Source organism: Halobacteriovorax sp. CON-3, from assembly GCF_043196995.1.
Lineage (GTDB): Bacteria > Bdellovibrionota > Bacteriovoracia > Bacteriovoracales > Bacteriovoracaceae > Halobacteriovorax_A.
Map to the genome: position 1 here is coordinate 1,725,647 of NZ_JBEBNA010000001.1, position 19,130 is coordinate 1,744,776.

Genomic DNA, 19,130 nt, shown 5'->3' on the forward strand with positions numbered 1-19,130 from the left:
CTTACCTACTTATAATCACACTCAGGATAGTGACCTCGACGATAATATAGAACATCATCAATCTTTTCCCCTTCAACCGGGTAGACATCCTGAACATTTGATATTTTCTTCTCTACACCATCACAAACGAAGAAGTACTTACAGTTAAAACACTCCTTACCTTTGGTGTAAGTATGCTTTCTCTTTTGAGCAGCAACTTCAAAGTACTCTTTTGTATCAAGAACTTTTTCTTCAATTTTTTCAACATCGTAAGCATAGATATTCCAATCATTACGATCGTAAATATGCTGATAAACCCCAACAACATATTTTTCATATCCTTGCATAAAACAAAAAGGGATATAGCGAACATTAATTTGAATTTCTTGATTAAGATTATCAATAGCAAGCTTTATATGCTTACTTAAATGCTCATAGCTTTGAGACTCAAGTCGATCTGCATCCTCCCAATAATTAAGTGGGAGAAAATTTAGTTGATAAGGTTTTATCTTATTAATCAACTTAACATACTCGCCAAGCAGTTCAGCATTCTTATCCGTTACCGTACAATTAATACGAACCTTAATACCGATTTCTTGGCAATTAGAAATGGCCTTTAACATTTTACGAAAGGCACCTTTTCTTCCAACAATCGAGTCATGATTTTCTTCATTAACTCCATGAAGGCTAAAGAGTAATTCAGTAAGGCCGTGTTCTTGAGACTTTTTGCAAAATTCTAGATTTGCAAATTTAGCACCATTAGTAAGTGCAGAAATATTTGTAAAACCAACTTCACGGCAGTAGTCGAGAATTGCAAACCAGTCACGATGAACAGAACTCTCGCCACCACTTAGATCAATTTCTCGCATTCCACAATTATAGATTTTCTTTGCTCTATTCTTTATTGTCTCCAGAGGTGTGACCTTATCGAGGTCTTCAAGATAATAGCAGAAGTAACATTCATAATTACAGAATGTTCCAGTATCGAGCTTTGCTCTCTTATTGAATTTGTCATTTAATAACCTCAAACCAGAGTGGCTAAAAATATTATAATCCAATATGTTCTCCCAAGATTTCTAGTATGGGATCTCCCTCTTTTAAGAATATTGAATCAAAATCATTATCAATATCCCACTTTCTCCAGTAGAGGCCTTTATCTTCATCCCAGTAGTCTATATTATAATACACAACCTCTTTTTCAAAAAACTTGCATTCTGCGATCATACGGGGACTACAGTCAAATTTGCGTGGAACCGGTGTATAGATATATCTATCAAATTTTTCAAAAAGGTCTGCAACAGGCATCTCTGGGAAATCAAAGCGATCTGAGAGCCCATCTAAGCGTCCAGCTGGTCTATTTTCCTTATTCGTTAGGCACATAAACTTCCCATCATACTTATCGAGGAGGTCTAGGTACATTTGGTCAGGGATATTTCGACAATTTTTTGTGCCATAGAGCAGATTACAACGAGTTGATTTTGTCGGCTTCTTTAAACGTTCAAAATTAATTCGTTTTTTATAGTCAATTGCATTTTTACAGTCACGATATATACGTGCATCTTGGAGAATAAAGACATTATCTTTATCAATGTCCTGCAGTTCTTTATCACCGCAAGCGAAGTGAAAAATCTTTTTGGCCAAAATATGTTTACCCATTAATGACTTCGCACCACCGTCAGTAAAAAGAATATTATTCGCATGTACTAAATTAGGACGATTTACAAAGAGAGTATCTTTTTCAAGTTGCACCAACTCTTCATCAGAAATAATATATTTTCCAACAACAGAGTCACGAAATGTAGGCCAATCAATATCTTCGCACAGAAGAATACCAACTCGCATATGCTCTTTTAGAAACAGATAGTAATCAATAACCTCATATGTGTGTCCACATAGGCCATGATTATTAGCGCTCCAGCTATAAGTAAGCCAGAGATCATAATTTTCTTTATCGAGTCTTAGAATCATATTAATCCAAAAATTCTTGAATTAACTTATCTTCATCCGTTAAGTGATAAGCTTCAAATCCGTTTAATAAGATATCATTATAACGTATATTTACGGAGTCTTGAATAACACTCTTAAAGATTTCAACCTTCTTCTTATAATAGAGACTTTCGGGAACTAGACGATTATTAGTATCAACTTTTCCCGATTGATAATACAGCATCGTATCAAACTTTTCGTGTAAGTTTTCGTGGTGCTTATTTGCTATTTTATAAATAAGCTTTCTCTGTTTGTAGTGCTCGGGAATTACAACATTTGTATAGTCGAGTGATGGAGTATTCACGAAGACATAGTCATCCACGGCCTTAAGCTCTTTATAATTTCCAAATGAGAATTTTAAAAGCTCCTGCTCATCAAAGTTTTGATATTCGTAGAAGCCAAAATACTTGACCTTTTTCATCCCGTAGCGACGCATTTCATGGCCTTCATTTGAGAAAACGACGAGGTCACATGGAATTGTTTCTCCAAGAAGTTTAAGCGTATGAATATCAAGAATCATACAGCGTTTAGGCTTTAATTTAAAAATTTCATAAACACTATTAGTAACGAGAAAGTCAGAAATATATTCATCCGGAAAATGATATCTTTCTTTGAAAACACTAATCCAATTGATTCTTTCTTCTTGGGTGCAATTATAGAGGACAAATTTCACATCACTGCTTCGAGCTCTCGAAAAGAGAAAATACTCGAAGCAGTAAAATAATGTTCCATTTACTTTACGATGATCTTTTTGTGAATAGAGAATAATTCTAGAAGAATGTTGAATAATAATCCTCTAAGAACTTATTCGTAAGCTCGTCGATCTTATCAGTACACTCTTCTTCATTAACGATTTTTCTAAAGTGATCAAATTTCTTATTAAGAGCACTGATTCTTTCGATCTGATCGCGCATATTCAGGTAATCTTCTAGTTTTTGAATAAGGTCTTCATTACCTGTTTCTAAGATTTCTAAATATTTTGACTCACGATTTTCGGCCGTAATGAAATAACCCTTATCGCAAAGTTCATTATTTAAACACATATAGCTATAGAACGTATAACCACTAACCGAAGCAAGGTCTTGCGTAACAACCATACGGGCCTTTTTAATGGCCGATTCTCTTGCAAAATTATAATCACTTGAATCACCACTAATAAGCTTAATTTCGTGTGGCATGACTTCGTTATATTCAATTGGTTTAACAATTCTAACTTCGATACCTTCTGTTAAGGCATGCTTAATAATTGACGCAGACACAGCGGAAAGATTTAAAAGCTTTTCCTGTCTTTCAATTGGATCTAGTGTATGAGGAAAAACATTTGTCACATACCAGTGTGACCCACGATCCTCAACTGAAGCAACATCATATAATAACATAATTAAATCCTTTTAATATTTAATAGTGACAACCACAATTGTTATGGCAAGAGCAAACGGCATTACAGTTACAGTCAGAGTTACAAATACAGTCAGCTCTAATTGTATTATAATAATTTAAAACTTCTTGTAAGTGAGTTCTTGTTAAATACTGTCCTCGCTTACTCCAGCTTCTAGCTCCTGACGAACCTCCAGCTGTTCCATCATCAGCTCCCTTTGGCCTATTGTCAGCAGGAGAAGGGTTTGCGCCACTCCAAGCAGTATCATTTGCAGGAGAAAGCTGATTTATTCGAGCAGTCATATTACTGACAACACCATTTGATATTGTCGCACCCCTAGCGTAAGAGTCCGTTGGATTTGCAGGGTTGTACATTGAGTGACTACGGTAACGTGTTAATTCAGCGGCAATAACATTTCTCAAAGCCCTAACATGGCTACCGTAAACAATACCACCACTAACAATACCAGAGCTTAATCCATAGGTTCTATTTGCAGAACAAACACCACGGTGTCCAGAACAAGTCGCTTGTCCCGTATTATGATAAGAGCAGTGTCCACCACTACACGCCATTTGTTACCTCCTTGTCCATATACTCTTCTCTAGTCATCGCATTTGCAGAGAATATATGTTTTTGAACGGCCCTGTCGATTTCACCAAATGTTTTAAAGAAACCACAAAGCTCGTTAACCCAATTATCTGTCCACTTCTCAAAGAAGTCTGTCTTTTCACTTTTCTCATGACTTGCTACAGGACAAATCATACAAGTTGTAGCGACACAGTCCTGGCAGTCTTTGTGAATTTTCTTAAGTGGTTCTTCAAATTTTTGAGTATATGCACTAATTTTTTCAACGAACGCATCATCATTGATATCACTATAAGCCAACTCTTCCTTATGTTTCGAATAAATGGCCCCGTGACAAGCGTAGAGATTTCCACGTTGATCAATTGCCGCCATATTATATCCAGCAGAACAGTGTTTACGGTTATCTTCTCCACCAAACCATGAACAAAGGTAGCGTCCATTTTCATTATAGAATTCAATTTCTCTCTTAGCGATTTTTAAAAATTCAGCTCTAAAGATCTTTATCGCATCCTTTTTCTCATCAAGTGAAAACTTTGTAATATAATCAATCGTTGGTGAGTAACTAATATTAATATCTTTTGAAACTTTCCAAAGAAGTTTTTGAATATCGTAATAATCTTCCCAACAAGAATAAAGGCTTTCCATACTATCAATAGGAAGAGTCGCCTTCATACTTACATTGATCCCAAGACCAGCAAGTTCATAAAGATTGTTAATGACATGATTACTTGAAGGTTTTTTATTCTTCATTAAACGATAACTGTCGTTAACAGCACGGCCATCATATGACACCTGAACATGTAGCTTACTTGTATCAACATTCTCAATAATTTTTCTCATATTATGAATATTGAAAGCGTTAGTGTATAAGTGGAAATCAACATTTTCGTGATCACGATACTTATTCATTAACTCGATAATAAAGTTTGGATTGAGAGTAGGCTCTCCTCCCCAAAGTGAAATATTCAAACCATCATACTTACTTTGAAACCAATTCTTATCTGCAAGAATACTATCGATTCTTTTGAAGATAACTGGTAGCTCATTATCGAGACGGGCCTTATCAACCTTCTCTCCTTCGAAGCAGTAAGTACAATTTAAATCACATAACGCTGAGGTTGTGATTTCTAGAGTAAAGTATTTCTTTGCGACGCGTTTTTGAGACGCTTTCGCAGGATTTTCAAAATTATAGGCGACCATTAATCTATCTCCACGTTGAGAATCTCATCTAAAATATCATCTAACTTTTCATCCGAAACTTTTTCTTCTTCTGGCTTAATCATTGATAATATTTCATCAGCTTCGAGCATAAGCTTTTCTCCATACTCAGGAGCAATTGGCAACATATGCTTTCCAGCTTCAAATAAATGTTCAGCTGCTAAGTACATGCTTCGATTTAATGCTTTAAGATTCATAAACTTCTCTTTTCAAGATTCTAGTAAAATATTTATTTGACCTTATTTCAGAAATCATGCGTTGTACTTCCTTATAAAAATGGCGATACATTATGCATATATTCTCAATAGGTCCTTCGTTCTTAATGTTCTCATATAAACAACCTTTTCTACAGAATTTTTTTACACTGCAGCTCTCACAAGCGGCCATATTCTTATATTCTGGAATTTGTAGATAAAGGTCGTCATCTTTAAAGCGATTACAGGCAATTAGCTTATCTTCTGAAAAAGATAAATGCGTATCTCCTGCTCCGCAATAATCAATTGTTATATCTTTTGCTGTGTAACGTAGAATATGTCTTAGGTAAGTGAGAATTATTTGTGGCATCTCTACTTCATCGACATTTTCAATATACCAGTCTACTAATTCACTAAAGCCTTCATTAACAGCAATTGCACTTTCCTCACTCCAGACATCCACATCTCTGATAAGAGTAAGGTCAGGATTCAGATTAAGTACCTTTTTAATATAGAGGTGATTTTCAAGAAGATTGCTATTGCCAGCATAAATCATCGAGTGGCAAGTAAGGTCATTAAGTTGTTTTATAATTGGAAGTTTCTTTTCGTATAAGTAATTTGTTCCACGGCTATCGTGCTGCTTGCGATTCATATCCTGCCAAAGGCCATCGTAGGACAAAGAGACTCGAATATTATTTTCGTTTAGAAAATTAACCTTTTCCTGATCAAGCAGTAAACCATTTGTCGGCATATAGAATTGAACATTTTCTTCGTCTTTTAATTCATTTGTGACAAAGACAATCTTATCCCAGTGAAGAAGAGGCTCTCCACCATAGAAATCCACTTGAATTAGCTCATCAGGTTTCTGTGCACGAACCTTTTTATATGATTCAAGAAATAGATCTGTATTTATTGATTTCTTCGAAAGCTTATCAACATTGCAATAACTACAATCTAGGTTACAAGCTTCCGAGAAAGCTATTGATAAGACTATCATAATAGACCTTTTATTACTTTACTTTCACCCAGTGACGGCCATCGACAACAATTTGATGATTCTTATCGCCAAATGAATCCTTAAGCTCAGGCTTCTTATAAATAGCAACAAGCCTTTCAGGGTAGTCACGTTTTTCTTCTAATGTCATCTCAGTCAAGTTTCCGTGCTCATCATTTGTTAGAGGAGTACCCGGATCATAGTCTTTGTCGACATAGGCAAGTACCCAACCACCAATTGCAATTGGCACTTCAAGGCCTGCATTTCCTTGTCCAACACCAAATCCAAAAGTATCTGAAGCAATACCAATGACGCTTTTCTGGCATCTTTCACTACAGATTCTAGCACCTTCGATTGTGTCGAAATAACATTTTCCAGGCTTTAATTCATCATTTAGAAGCTGGAAGTCTGCAATATCATTCCAGACAGAATTCCATACTTTAGAAGCCTTGAATTGATTTGAGAAATATAAATCAGCACCTGTATTTACAGAGTGCGCTCCAGTACTTGAGTTTATTGATGCTCTTCTTAGAGTTGACATAGATATTCCTCCATTTTTTATTTCTTCAAATATATGGATATAGTATATAATAAGTTTATGAAACGAAGAAATTTTATTTTCACAACCATATTCTCTTTATTTACGTATAAAGCGTTTGCTCACAGCTTTTTTAGAGTGAAAAGAAAATCTGGCAATAACTTTCTTATTTCAAGTGCTGATAATACTTGCGTAACGCTTAAAAGCGGGATGACATACAAACTTCCAGAAAATCCTACTGATATTGATTCGATTATCAATTTTCGAGTTCAAAAATCAAAGTGGAGTCAGTCTCCAGTAATTGATCCTACTAATCGTCGAATTGCCTCAAAAAATGGTCTTTTTGACGTTGAAAAGAACGTAAACCTAGATGAATCTCGTAACTTCACTCTTCAGTACATTTGCGAAGATATGGGCTGGATTGTTCTTTCTTAGTATTTAGTAAATCAGCAAATACCAAACTAATAAGCACAACATTTCCGACAAATTCAATTTTCATGAAGACAACAGTCATCATATGAAAAACAATCATCACTTGAGCCCAGTACTTTAGATAGTACTTATTTTTAAAATAAAGAACTAAACCAGATAACTCAATTAAGAGAACAAATAGGCCAACAATAAAAAAGCAAATTGTAGGAATGTCGACAACCCACTCTGCTGGATTACTTTTTATGACAATACTCTTTAGGCCAGAAAAGTTTAGATAAGAATTAAGGCCATCAGAAAATAGCCCAATTACTCCATAGTACAACTTCCAAAAACCAGACATAAAATATGCAAGAGTAATTAATAGCTTTGAAGTATTCAAAATATTTTTATCTGGAATAAATGCAATAACAACGGATACATAGAGCCAAAGAAATAGATCATGATCAAAGTCTGCTCCATTCATTAATGCGATTAAGACCAAGAGAACAAGACTATATGCAATTCTAAAATACTTTGTTTTAAAATCGTTTATACAACCTATGGTTACCGGTATTAAGACAAGAGATGGAATCAAAATCGTTTTAAAAGGATAGAACCAAAGAATTAGAAATTTGAGCCAATTTTCATTTGAACTAACTGGTGTTAAGTCATAGAGAAAATAACTAATAAACGAAAAAGTTAGTAAGTAGAATACTTTAATAATTAATTGCTGACTCACTTAACTCTCTCATAGCTAAAAAGTTGCCAACTGAAGAATGGATATATATTTCCACGATAACCAAAGATTTCGCAGAAGATTGAAATCGTAATAAATACTGAAACTATTATGACTTCAACCTTCTTCACTAGGCGATAACCTCAAAAAAGTCAGGAAATGATTTTTCAACACAATCTCTATTCTCTAAATTCCCACCACCATTAACTAATTGATAAAGGTAAGAAACCATTACCATACGGTGATCTCGGGGTGGAACGATGTCAACCGATCTTCCATCAGGCTTTCTTCCGATAATTTCGAGATAGTCTTCTTCCTCGTGATAGTGATGTTCAATATCATAGAGCTTCATTAAGTCCATAACAGCATTCAAGCGATCAGACTCTTTGTGAATTAGGACTTCAACACTTCTAATTATTGTTGCACCAGATGCATATGAAGCCAAAAAGCATAGTGTTGGAATTAGATCCGGACAATCACGACAATCAATCTCAAAGCCGTTTAAGTTATCCATACCATTGAATAGTAAACCGTTGGCAGTAAAGTCAAACTGTCCACCTAATTCTTCAAGCAGCCCAATGAACTTACTATCAGCTTGAAAACGATCGATTCCCTTACAATTCTCGACTAACACAGGACCCGTCAAACAAGCATAGGCCAGCGGATATCCAAGAGAACTAAAGTCAACAGGAACCTCAAAAACTTGTTCCCCATTTTTAAAACGTTCAATTAGGTTTAATGTCATATCCCAATATGGACGACTCGTTGTTAAATTAACAGGCTCGACATCAATATCACGTGGCGACAGGGCCATTGCAAGACCAGTTGCAAATTGTGTTGAGCGGCTACAATCAACCTCGTACACACCTCTAGAGATACTCACTGGTCCTTGAACTTGAAACCATGTATTTTCATCTCTTGTTACAACAGCATCAAGGTCATCAAGTACATTAGCGAGTTCATCCATTGGTCTTTCGAACATCTTTTCACTAGGAATCAAATTATACTTATTTTTACCTAGAGCAAGTAGCGGAATGATAAATCGATTTGTCGTTCCACCATCACCTGTATAAAGTTCGATAACATCATCTGTTTCAATCTCACATTCAGGGAATGAGCCACGAATAATAATTCCATCATCGGCTTTTTCAATTGTAAGACCAATACTGTCAAGGCAACTAAGCATATTAACAACATCAGTTGATTCAGGCATATTCATAAGCTGCACGTCTTGTGGGTAGATTGCAGCGAGGATTAGTGCACGATTGGCAAACGACTTAGATGAAGGAACTTTTATTTTCTTAATAAAGTCCTTTGTTGCTCCCTTACCGTTAGCGTAATCAAGTAAGTGCTGTCTAATATCATCAAGCGAAACTGTCTGAATCGTCGGTGCTCCAATTCCATTTGGCAGAATCACTTCGATTGCATTACGACTAATGATCTTCTTATCTTTTGCAATATAATCCATCATCTCTTCAACAGGTAGAGAATCTTCCCAAGGACACATTAGAGCGTCTAGGCCAAAGATACCTGAGAATTGATTTAAGAATTCACTTTCTTCATCTCGATGAAAAATATTAAAGATTAATTTGAGTCCCCAGTAGACTGCAACACCGTGTGGAAGCTCGTATACTTTTTCAATTGCGTGACCAAGAGTATGACCAAGGTTAAGTACCTTTCGAATGCCACCTTCTTTAAAGTCTTGCTCAACAACTTCTTGCTTATACTTAGCACAACGAAGAGTGATTTCATCAAAGCTTGCTTCGTTATTTATTAAATTGAATACCTGCTCATCAAGGAAGTAATACTTCGCCAACTCACCTAGACCAGAGATAAAGTCTTCTTCTGCTAGCGTTTCTAAAAACTTTGCACAAATATAAATTTTTTCTGGAAGGTGGAATGCTCCAATTAAGTTCTTACCGAATTTTGAATTAACAGCAACCTTACCACCAATACTTGCATCGATCATTGAAAGAAGTGTTGTTGGAATAACACTCCACTTAATTCCTCTGAGTAGGAGCGAGGCCACAAGACCTGCAAAGTCTGAACATGCTCCTCCACCGATAGCGACCAGATGTGCTCCACGGTGTACTCCTTTTTCTATAAAGAATTCACATGCTCTTTCAACTTCAGAGATATTTTTACAATCTTCACCAGCTGGGGCGATATAGATCTCAAGACCTTCCCTTACATCGATAAGATCGAGATAGAGACTGTTGATATTAGAGTCTAAAATAACGAGGATTCGATCGGAGTCGATCTCGTTTAATATTTTGTTTACGTCATTAATTTCTTCAAATAGCTTAATTTCAGACAAATTATACCTCGTATGCTTTCTGTCTTAGAAAGTGATCCGCCAATACTACCCTAACCATTGACTCTACGACAACAACGGCCCTTGGTAGGATACATGGGTCATGACGGCCTTCTTTTGCGTTTGCTCCAACTGTTGAAGTTGGTTTGAAAGTTAGATCAAGATTAATTGTCTCGCCATTACTAATTCCACCTTCAATTCCACCAAAATTAGCACTATCTGCACTTACCTCTTGCCCACTCATATCGGCCATCTTTGATCCTGCACCAAAAGAAAAAGCAACACATGCTCCAATTGATAGAACGGCCTTTGCAAGATCGGCCTTTAATTTATCAAAGGCAGGCTCTCCTAACCCAACTGGACAATTTTCGATATTGACAGAAATGCGACCACCAATCGAATCACCTTTGGCCTTAAGATCGATAAGATACTTTTCAATTTCATCATCTTTAGTTGGATCACCAAAGTTATATGTTCCAAGATTTTGTGGAAAACTCTTAATTATATTTTCACATTCAAACGGCCCAAGCTTAGAAATAAAAGTATTAACTTTTACTTTAGGAAGAACCAAACTCGCGAAGTAGCCGGCCACAACACGCGAAACCGTTTCTCTTCCACTACTGCGTCCACCACCACGATGATCTCGAATACCGTACTTTAGATCATAAGTTCGATCAGCGTGTCCAGGACGATAATTATCCTTTAATTTATCGTAGTCTTTACTTCTTTGATTAGTATTACGAATAATAACTGCGATTGGAGTTCCCAATGTTTTCCCTTCAAAAACTCCAGAAAGGACTTCGGCTTGATCAGGCTCTTTTCTTGCTGTTACACCCTTAGAACGCCCAGGGGCCCTCTTATCTAACATTGCCTGTAGATCTTCTAAATTAAAATCAAGTCCACTAGGGACACCATCTAAAACAACACCCAAGGCAGGGCCATGTGACTCACCAAAGGTAGTCATTGAAAACATTTTTCCGAATATACTTCCGCGCATTATAACTCCTATCTCCCTATTATCACCTTAAATAAACAAATATTCCAATCGCGACTGCTAGGTAAATATGTTATTAATTACAAATGGAAAACTTAAAATATCTAAAAGATGTCATGGATTTAGAAAAGGTCATCGACGGCCTAGAGAACGCAACAGACGAAGAGTTGAAGCGAATCGATTTTTTAAACAAACAATTAAGCAACAAGACTGAGTCAATCGATCAACTTAATCTACAACTCACTGAAACTAAAGCGAGTTTAAATTCTCTTGAGAAGGAACTCTTTGATACAGATAAGAAGCTCGAACAAGCGAGACAAAATTTGAATTCTGTAACGAGTGGCCAACAAGAAGAGGCCATACAAAAAACGATCAATTTATTAGAAGAAGATTCAAATCTAAAACAAGATACGATATTAGAGCTACTTGAAAAGGTAGAGGAAATTGAAGCGACAGTTTCTGAAGCGCAAGAATTTGTGAAGGGAATCAATGAGACAATCTCTGAAATCAATGAAGAGGTAGCACAAATTAAATCAAATAATGATACTAAAATCGATAATCTCAATACTCAAATTGATGGCCTGCTCGATGAAGTGGGTGCACATGTAAAAGCACTATATTTAAAGGCTAAAGTCAAAAACCATCACACTGCAGCTACATTTCTCCAAGGGAATAGCTGTGGCAGCTGTCGTCTAACATATTCTGCTGGTGAATGTGCTGAGTTTAATAATGGGAAGGATTTAATTCTATGCCGAGGGTGTGGAAGATTAATTCTCCCAAGCACCCTACGAAAACTTTAAATTTTTATTGAAAGTGGTTACCAAGCTTTCCGTAGATATCAAGTAAGCTGAAGTATAGTTTTTGGCGTCGGCTGATATATTCAACGAATTTATTTTCAGTACTAATAAGCCTTTCTTCTGCTGAAATTACATTATCAAAGTCTGCACGACCACGAGAGTATAGCTTGTTATATTCTGCAACTGAAAGAGTTGCTAACTTATGTCTTTTAAGAACAAGATCGATCGTCTTATCAATTAGACGAATTGTATTCTTAAGTGCATCTAATTGATTCTTAGTTCTAATCTTGGCAAGACGATGCTGATACTCAGTATTAAGCTTATTAATTTTTGCTTCTTTTAAGTTATTCTTCTCAACTGTCATACCAAGAGGGATAACAATTTGTAGACCGACTTCAGTCGCATCATTATCAGATCCAAATGTACCATCACTAAAAACATTCCCGCTTCCCGCAACTGTATAACTATTGGTCTTATATGCACCACTTAATTCAATAGTTGGGAATACAGAATTGTCATATTTCTCGATTGCTGTATTTAATGATTCAAGCTTCTTATTTAATGCTTGAATAGTAAGATTGGAATCGATTTCACCATCTGTGATTGTTTCCATTTTAATTTTTTCAATTTTATATAAATCAATATCATTAAATGAGTGGGATCTTTCTAACTTACTCTCTAGTGATTTCTTATAAGTTTCAAGCTGAGACTCTAATTCTGCATGCTCCTCACCTACAGAATTAACAGACGCTTGAGCAGAGTAGAGATCAACTCTTTCCTTTAGGCCATCTCTAACTTGCTTTTGAACAAATTTAAGTCTTTTTTCAGCACGCTTCATCGCTTCATCTTTAAGCTGAATAAGTGTCTTTGTTTTTTTGTAGTTATAATATGTTTCGATAAATTCGAGGACATTTTGAGAAACTTCAGCATCAAAAGCATACTTAGATGAGTAGACATTCTTTTCTGCAATTTTGATGTCAGCATCGTCATTACGACCAAAGAAGTTCTTTCCTAGGTCCTGAGTGTATGAGACCTCTTGGTTATAACCTTCGTACTCAGTTCCACCACTAAAATCAATATAAGATCCTGTGATCGAAAACTTTCCACCCCAAACATTTTCTTTAGATAATTCAACACCTGAGTTGAATGCCTTGTATGTATTTACTAAGTTTGGATTATTTGGATTTGAAATAAGGCCAACATCATCATGTTGAGCAAGAACACCTAACGTCCAAGGTCTTTTGTCCCCAGACTCAAGTTCAAGAGTAAGTTTTGAAAGCTCAAAATTGTAACTCGCTTCTTTTACTTCTGTTGAATCTTTTAAATATTCACGAACATAATTCTTAAGATTTGCACTTGCTGAAAATGACACAAGAGCCAATAAAATATATTTCATCAATTCTCCATGGCGAATGGCTTTAAAACTTATACGAATATAATTAAAAAAAGTTTTACCATACTCAAATAAAGCATGACTAGTTAGTGTGTAAACCTTTGACATTCAATGTGACATAGGGCATAAATTCGCAAAGAGTTAAGGAGACTATCGCTGGTTTATTATGCTTCGGTGTAATAGACGGGAGGAAAGTCCGGGCACCATATGGCAGCTTAGCGGGTAACGCCCGTCGGTCGTGAGACTAGGACAAGTGCAACAGAAAGGAAGTACAGGGGTTTGAACTCGATTGGGGTAGCTTTGGCCGGCCAATCAGTGAGAGATTCGTCTCACCTGCTGTAGTGAAAACAGGTAAACTCTAGGCGGTGCAAGCTTGAATAGGTCGACTCATGGGGTAGCCAGCCCTTGTTGACGGGTTAAGCGCTCGAGCCAGTGGGTAACTGCTGGCCTAGACGAATGATAGTCCAATACAGGACCCGGCTTATACCTTAACTCTTTATGGGAGTGTATTGCTAACGCAATTCACTCCCTTCCTTACATTTCAAACACGGAGGACAAGATGAAATACCCTCAACCCAAAAAAATCCCACACGAAACAAAGATTCACGATCAGATTTTAACTGACGACTATTTCTGGATGAGAAATCGCGAAGAAGATAGTGATGTTATGAAATTTCTTAATGAAGAAAATGAACTCTTCAAAAACTATCTTAGTGACTCTGAAGAACTTAAGAATACAATTTTTGAAGAATTAAAATCTCGTGAACTTCAAACATATGAAACATGCCCATACCCACATGATGAGTATGAGTACTTTGAAAGATATGAAGAAGGGAAAGATTACCCTATTCATTTTCGTCGTCACATTGGCACAGATGAGAGACAAGTCTGTCTCGATGAAAATGAATTAGCAAAAGGACGAGACTTTCTTGATGTTGGAACATTTGAAATCTCACCTTGTCATCGTTATCTAATCTATACAATTGATGACAATGGCGATGAGCTTTACGATCTTTATATTAAAGACTTATCAACAAATGAGATCATTCTTGAAGGCCCTAAGAAAATCAATGGCGGCCCTGTTTGGTTTAATGATTCAAAACACTATGCCTATATTGAAATGGATGAAAATATGCGTCCATTTAAAGTTCACGTCACAGATATGACAAATTCTTTTGATAAAGTTATTTATACAGAAGAGTCTGGCGAGTATTTTCTAACAATCGAAGAAACAATGGATCACAGGTACTTGCTTATCAATGCTGGTGGTTCTGCAAATAATTCAATTTCATACCTTAAAGCTGATGCTAGCGATTTAAATCCAATTGAAATCTTCCCTAAAGAAGATAAAATTGAGTATACGGTAGAAACAGATGGTAATGACTTCTTAGTTCTAACAAATAAGTTTAGCGAGAACTTCTCTATCTTAAGAACACCGATTGCAAGGCCAGATTATGCTTCAGCAACGGTTGAGGTAGAAGGTAGCAGTGAAAGATACCTTACAAACTTGAATGTTTTTAAAGACTTTAAAGTTGTAAGCTTCCGTGAAAAAGGACTTAATCACTTTCTTGTAATCAAAAGCGATGAAAGAAAAGAAATTACTTTTCCTGAAGATGCCTATCATGTAGGTGGTGGTAATAACGCAAACTTTGATACTAAAGTTTATCGTTATAACTATAGCTCTCCAACAACTCCGAGTACAACATATGACTATAATGTAGAAACAGGAGAATCAACACGTATCCATCAAGTTGAAGTTCCAGGCTTTGATCAGCATAAGTATGTCGTTGAAAGAAAATTTATTCCATCACATGATGGTGTTATGGTTCCAATGACAATCATTAGAGCAAAGACAACAAAGATCGGAGATCCTAACAAGTGTCTTCTTTATGGTTATGGTTCTTATTCGATTTCAATTCATCCATGGTTTAATCGAAATAATATCTCACTTCTTGATCGTGGCTTTGTTTATGCTATCGGACATATTCGTGGAAGTTCTACAATGGGACGCTCATGGTATGAGAATGGAAAATTTTTAAAGAAACAAAATACTTTCAAAGATTTCTACGCCTGTGCCAAGTACCTAATCAATGAAGGTTATACTGCCAAAGGTAAAATCGGGATCATGGGCGGAAGTGCCGGTGGTATGCTTGTTGGAGCAACAATCAATCTAGACACTGAAAATCTGATTGGTGCCGCTTGCGCAGATGTTCCGTTTGTCGACGTTCTAAACACAATGCTTGATGATAGTCTTCCCCTAACTCAGCTTGAGTATGAAGAGTGGGGAAATCCAAATGATAAGGAATACTTTGATTATATCAAATCATATTGTCCGTATTCAAATGTACAAAAGAGAGATTATCCAGCAGTTCTTGCCATTGCAGGTTTAAACGATCCTCGTGTTACTTATTGGGAACCAATGAAGTGGACTTATAAACTTCGCGATAATGCAACAGACTCTCGAGTTAAACTTCTATGGACAAATATGGATGCCGGACACGCTGGTGCTTCAGGACGCTTTGAAACATTCAAAGAAGTTGCCGATATCTACACTTTCTTTATTAAAGAATTAGAATAAAACTTAAAGTATTTTAGGTAAGTCTTGGGGAGAAATCCCCAGGACTTTTGTCATCTTGGTCTTCTTAACTTCCTTAGACCAAATAAATCCAAGAATTTCATCACCATCTAGAATTAACTTCATCTCCCCTTCACCAAGTCCAGGTCGAGAACATATTTCATTTGAATGGGGTTGCTTTGAGTAATCGTAAACCTTGATCCAACCATCAGTTAGAATTTCACGAATAATTGCGATATGACCAGTGTCACCACTACTAGGAATGACCTTTTTACGCCAAAGAATAAGATCCCCAACGGCTAACTCACTTAGACGATGCTTAATAAAGGCTTCATTTTCAATAGAGTCGAAGAATTCATAAACACGCCCATGGGGAATATTAATACCTTCTTTATTGAGTAAATCTTTAATGGCCGTGAAACAATTTACTTTCATTAGATTTTATCAAGGGCCTTAGTTGTTGCCGTTGAGATATTCAATTTTTCGTTGAGCTTATACTTTCTAAAAGCACCAGTGTAACTCTTTTTAAATTCAGCATGTGAAATTTCAAGAATATAATTTGTGATTTTATACTTTGTGATAGCTGTCTTATATTTCTTTAACTTCTTATAAGAAAGCTTTGAGTCTAACTCAGGGTATTGTTTAAGCTTCTTGTCTTCACTCTTTAAAATAAATGTTGGGCATTCAATTTGACCTGAAAGCCATTGATCATCGGCCTTGCGATATCCTAGAATTGAATCTTTTTCTTTTACAATAACTCTAAGAAGATCAAGTTCATAGGTTTTAGCAATCTTCTTAACAGGAATTTCTGGGTACTCAAGGGCATCTTTAGAATTACCTGCAACACAGTCTTTATAAACAGGGCAACCCACACAATTTGCACTTCGGGCCTGACAATAGATACGCCCAAGATCCATTAAGGCCTCGTTAATATCACGTCCCTTGCACTTTGTAATTTCAGGAAATTCTCCATCTTCAAATTTTTTCTTAATCAACTTTTGAAGCTTTGGCCCTTTGGCCCCTTGAATACCATAAATACGACTGACAACTCTTTCAATATTGGCATCAATTGAAAGTGCGCTCTTATTTTGTCCAATACTTAAAATAGCATTGGCCGTGTACTCTCCAATTCCAGTAATAGAGATCAGGTCTTCGTACTTTGTTGGAATTTTACCATTGAAGTTTTCAACGATATCAATTGCGGCCTTTCTAAGGTTTCGTGCACGTCGATAGTAACCAAGACCCTTCCAAGCAACGCAAATTTCTTCTTCAGTTGAAGAGGCCAAAGTTTCAATATCGGGATAGATTAAAAGAAATCTTTCAAAGTGGTTTTGAACTGTACCGACAGTTGTTTGTTGCAACATAATTTCTGAAACAAGTGTCTTGTAAACAGTTCTATTTCTTCGCCAAGGAAGCTCTGTATAAGTATCTTTCGACCATTTTAGAAGTTTTTTAAACATGATTATTTGTAGCGATTTCTACTATTTTTGACAAGATGCTTTTAGCGTATCTGCTAATTTCAATAGATCTTCTGGATAAAAGCCCTTACTTCCGACACCATGAATCGTTGCACCAATATTACTTAGGAAGTCCATAAGCTCTCCCTTTGCTTCATCAATGTCTGTGAGGACAAATAGATGCTTTGCATCTGAATTCTTCACCCAACGAATAATCTTTTGCGTATTATTTCCGCCTTTTGTTTGGCAGAGGTAGAGGTCATTTTTAATTTCTCTAATTGAAGAATCAAAAGCCTTGATTGTCACAGGACAGCCATAGGTTAGGCGGCTAACGAAACTTCTACGATAACAAGTGTCTCCACTCTTAGACCAGTCAGAGTTTCTTAGCGATGCGCTTGTATCGATCCAGATTTCATACTTAGGTGCTTTTTTCTTTTCAACCTTCTTGGCCTTGCCACAGAAAATATCAAAGTATGCTCCAGTACAGCGAATCATATCTGAATCAATTGTATTTTCGACAGCAACATCCTTATCAGGAGTTCCATATTCTTGATCGACATAGTCTTTTCCAGACTTTCCAACCATATAACCTGTTTGTGGATCAAAGCAACCATCGCCCATCTCGACACAATGATCATCATTTTGAGCAATTTTACGAGAGATATTTTTATAAAGAATTTGTTCTAAAAGAGTTTGCTTAGGAGCTGCAGATAAAAAGACAAATTCCACCGTTTGCGGAAGTGCTACTACCGCAGATGAAATTAAGAATGCAAGGAGTGCCTTTTTAATATGCATTAAGCAATCATTCCCCTTTGTCTAAAGTATCTAAATAAGTCATTTCCAAGATCAACAATCAAATCTCTAGCGTCGATATCAAGACTTAAAAAGTCAGCAACGTAAGCCTTTTGCCTTGGTGTTAATTGGGCCATACGCTCTTTTAAAACATCTTCGTTACTCGTATCAGTAACAAATGGCATTGTTCTCGTTTTTCCACCAATCTTCATCGTTGGATTAGCGTTAACTTGAGCATTTCCAGCTGTGCCACTTTTAATCGTGTCGACAAGTGCATCTTCAAAGCCACCACCTGCCGCCGCATTCTGTTGTGGCGCTGCCTGTTGAGTCGGCTGCTCTTTCTTTTCATCACCTTTATAGAATTTAACAAGTCTTATAAAGTGATCCGCAAAGTGCTCTTCGACAAAATCGATCATTTCATGAAGTGGAATATCTAATTCAGCTGTAATTTTAGCGACTACCTGAGGATTAATCTCTGTTGTCTTCATTGATAGGAAGCGAGAAACAGTAGAAACCCCAAGCCCAGTTGACTCAGCAAGATCTTTTTGAGTCATTGGCCCTCTCACCTGCATGTACTTTCTAATAATTCCTAAATAATCGTCTAATTTCTCTTTGTTAAATTCAGACATATTCTTCTCCTTGCAAATTGAAATACCTGCAACTTACTGATATTTCGTTGTGGTGCAATTGCGGCCTGAAATTTTATGCCTCAAAAGTCCCTAATATCATTATCGGTTTTAATTTTTATTTCTTGATGCAATTTTATTGCTTGACGCAACTGGTCAAGAA

The 19,130-nt window shown here is 36.4% G+C and carries 20 protein-coding genes and 1 other RNA gene; 4 read left to right on the forward strand and 17 right to left on the reverse strand.

The window, feature by feature from the left end:
* Window positions 1-5: 5 nt before the first annotated feature.
* From ABMA72_RS08115 to ABMA72_RS08155, 9 genes are all read right to left on the reverse strand, one after another.
* Window positions 6-1,037, reverse strand: a complete 1,032-nt coding sequence (locus ABMA72_RS08115; protein WP_393056769.1) for a radical SAM protein — start codon at window positions 1,035-1,037, stop codon at window positions 6-8.
* Window positions 1,027-1,947 carry a hypothetical protein gene (locus ABMA72_RS08120; protein ID WP_393056771.1) on the reverse strand — a complete coding sequence of 307 codons (921 nt, stop codon included), beginning with the start codon at window positions 1,945-1,947 and terminating at the stop codon, window positions 1,027-1,029. Before ABMA72_RS08120 ends, ABMA72_RS08115 begins: the two co-directional genes overlap by 11 nt.
* A gap of 1 nt (window position 1,948) precedes the next feature.
* On the reverse strand, window positions 1,949-2,638 hold the full coding sequence (locus ABMA72_RS08125) for a hypothetical protein (protein WP_393056772.1): 690 nt from the start codon (window positions 2,636-2,638) through the stop codon (window positions 1,949-1,951).
* Between the two features lie 97 nt (window positions 2,639-2,735).
* Window positions 2,736-3,344, reverse strand: a complete 609-nt coding sequence (locus tag ABMA72_RS08130; RefSeq protein WP_393056774.1) for a hypothetical protein — start codon at window positions 3,342-3,344, stop codon at window positions 2,736-2,738.
* A 19-nt stretch (window positions 3,345-3,363) separates the two neighbouring features.
* The gene (locus tag ABMA72_RS08135) at window positions 3,364-3,915 is read right to left on the reverse strand and encodes a hypothetical protein (protein WP_392857819.1); all 552 of its coding nucleotides are present in this window, start codon (window positions 3,913-3,915) and stop codon (window positions 3,364-3,366) included.
* On the reverse strand, window positions 3,905-5,128 hold the full coding sequence (locus tag ABMA72_RS08140; protein ID WP_392857822.1) for a radical SAM protein: 1,224 nt from the start codon (window positions 5,126-5,128) through the stop codon (window positions 3,905-3,907). The genes ABMA72_RS08135 and ABMA72_RS08140 overlap by 11 nt, the downstream gene beginning before the upstream one ends.
* Entirely contained in the window at window positions 5,128-5,343 is a 216-nt protein-coding gene (locus ABMA72_RS08145) for a hypothetical protein (protein WP_392857824.1), read from the reverse strand. Before ABMA72_RS08145 ends, ABMA72_RS08140 begins: the two co-directional genes overlap by 1 nt.
* A complete protein-coding gene (locus tag ABMA72_RS08150; protein WP_392857826.1) occupies window positions 5,333-6,337 on the reverse strand; it encodes a radical SAM protein in 1,005 nt (334 codons plus the stop codon). The genes ABMA72_RS08145 and ABMA72_RS08150 overlap by 11 nt, the downstream gene beginning before the upstream one ends.
* A gap of 13 nt (window positions 6,338-6,350) precedes the next feature.
* Window positions 6,351-6,875 (reverse strand): hypothetical protein, encoded by a 525-nt coding sequence (locus tag ABMA72_RS08155; protein ID WP_392857827.1) that lies wholly within the window; start codon window positions 6,873-6,875, stop codon window positions 6,351-6,353.
* Between the two features lie 57 nt (window positions 6,876-6,932).
* Here ABMA72_RS08155 and ABMA72_RS08160 point away from each other — a divergent pair, with 57 nt between their 5' ends.
* A complete protein-coding gene (locus ABMA72_RS08160) occupies window positions 6,933-7,307 on the forward strand; it encodes a hypothetical protein (RefSeq protein WP_392857829.1) in 375 nt (124 codons plus the stop codon).
* Here ABMA72_RS08160 and ABMA72_RS08165 read toward each other — a convergent pair.
* The 3 genes from ABMA72_RS08165 to aroC form a co-directional block, all read right to left on the reverse strand.
* Window positions 7,258-8,022: a hypothetical protein gene (locus tag ABMA72_RS08165; protein ID WP_393056776.1), complete on the reverse strand. Its 765-nt coding sequence runs from the start codon at window positions 8,020-8,022 to the stop codon at window positions 7,258-7,260. The two genes, ABMA72_RS08160 and ABMA72_RS08165, sit on opposite strands and share 50 nt — an antisense overlap.
* 127 nt (window positions 8,023-8,149) lie before the next feature.
* Window positions 8,150-10,336, reverse strand: coding sequence for a hypothetical protein (locus tag ABMA72_RS08170; protein WP_393056778.1), 2,187 nt, complete (start codon window positions 10,334-10,336; stop codon window positions 8,150-8,152).
* A gap of 1 nt (window position 10,337) precedes the next feature.
* Window positions 10,338-11,330 carry a chorismate synthase gene (aroC, locus tag ABMA72_RS08175; protein WP_392857835.1) on the reverse strand — a complete coding sequence of 331 codons (993 nt, stop codon included), beginning with the start codon at window positions 11,328-11,330 and terminating at the stop codon, window positions 10,338-10,340.
* A gap of 83 nt (window positions 11,331-11,413) precedes the next feature.
* On the opposite strand from aroC, the gene ABMA72_RS08180 reads away from it, so the two are divergent.
* Window positions 11,414-12,127 (forward strand): zinc ribbon domain-containing protein, encoded by a 714-nt coding sequence (locus ABMA72_RS08180; protein WP_393056780.1) that lies wholly within the window; start codon window positions 11,414-11,416, stop codon window positions 12,125-12,127.
* 4 nt (window positions 12,128-12,131) lie between these two features.
* On the opposite strand, the gene ABMA72_RS08185 is transcribed toward ABMA72_RS08180, so the two are convergent.
* A complete protein-coding gene (locus ABMA72_RS08185; protein ID WP_392857838.1) occupies window positions 12,132-13,520 on the reverse strand; it encodes a TolC family protein in 1,389 nt (462 codons plus the stop codon).
* Between the two features lie 134 nt (window positions 13,521-13,654).
* On the opposite strand from ABMA72_RS08185, the gene rnpB reads away from it, so the two are divergent.
* Together rnpB and ABMA72_RS08195 are read left to right on the forward strand one after the other, a co-directional pair.
* Window positions 13,655-14,017: RNase P RNA component class A (gene rnpB, locus ABMA72_RS08190), an RNA gene on the forward strand.
* 59 nt (window positions 14,018-14,076) lie between these two features.
* The gene (locus ABMA72_RS08195) at window positions 14,077-16,095 is read left to right on the forward strand and encodes a S9 family peptidase (RefSeq protein ID WP_392857839.1); all 2,019 of its coding nucleotides are present in this window, start codon (window positions 14,077-14,079) and stop codon (window positions 16,093-16,095) included.
* 3 nt (window positions 16,096-16,098) lie between these two features.
* Here the strand turns inward: ABMA72_RS08195 and ABMA72_RS08200 are convergent, their stop codons facing one another.
* Genes ABMA72_RS08200 through ABMA72_RS08215 form a run of 4 tightly spaced genes read right to left on the reverse strand, consistent with a single transcriptional unit; the run spans window position 16,099 to window position 18,970 of the window.
* Entirely contained in the window at window positions 16,099-16,527 is a 429-nt protein-coding gene (locus tag ABMA72_RS08200; protein WP_392857841.1) for a hypothetical protein, read from the reverse strand.
* Window positions 16,527-17,552, reverse strand: coding sequence for a hypothetical protein (locus ABMA72_RS08205; protein WP_393056782.1), 1,026 nt, complete (start codon window positions 17,550-17,552; stop codon window positions 16,527-16,529). Before ABMA72_RS08205 ends, ABMA72_RS08200 begins: the two co-directional genes overlap by 1 nt.
* 21 nt (window positions 17,553-17,573) lie before the next feature.
* Window positions 17,574-18,344 (reverse strand): hypothetical protein, encoded by a 771-nt coding sequence (locus ABMA72_RS08210; protein ID WP_392857845.1) that lies wholly within the window; start codon window positions 18,342-18,344, stop codon window positions 17,574-17,576.
* Window positions 18,344-18,970 (reverse strand): helix-turn-helix domain-containing protein, encoded by a 627-nt coding sequence (locus ABMA72_RS08215; RefSeq protein ID WP_392857848.1) that lies wholly within the window; start codon window positions 18,968-18,970, stop codon window positions 18,344-18,346. The genes ABMA72_RS08210 and ABMA72_RS08215 overlap by 1 nt, the downstream gene beginning before the upstream one ends.
* Window positions 18,971-19,130 lie beyond the last annotated feature (160 nt).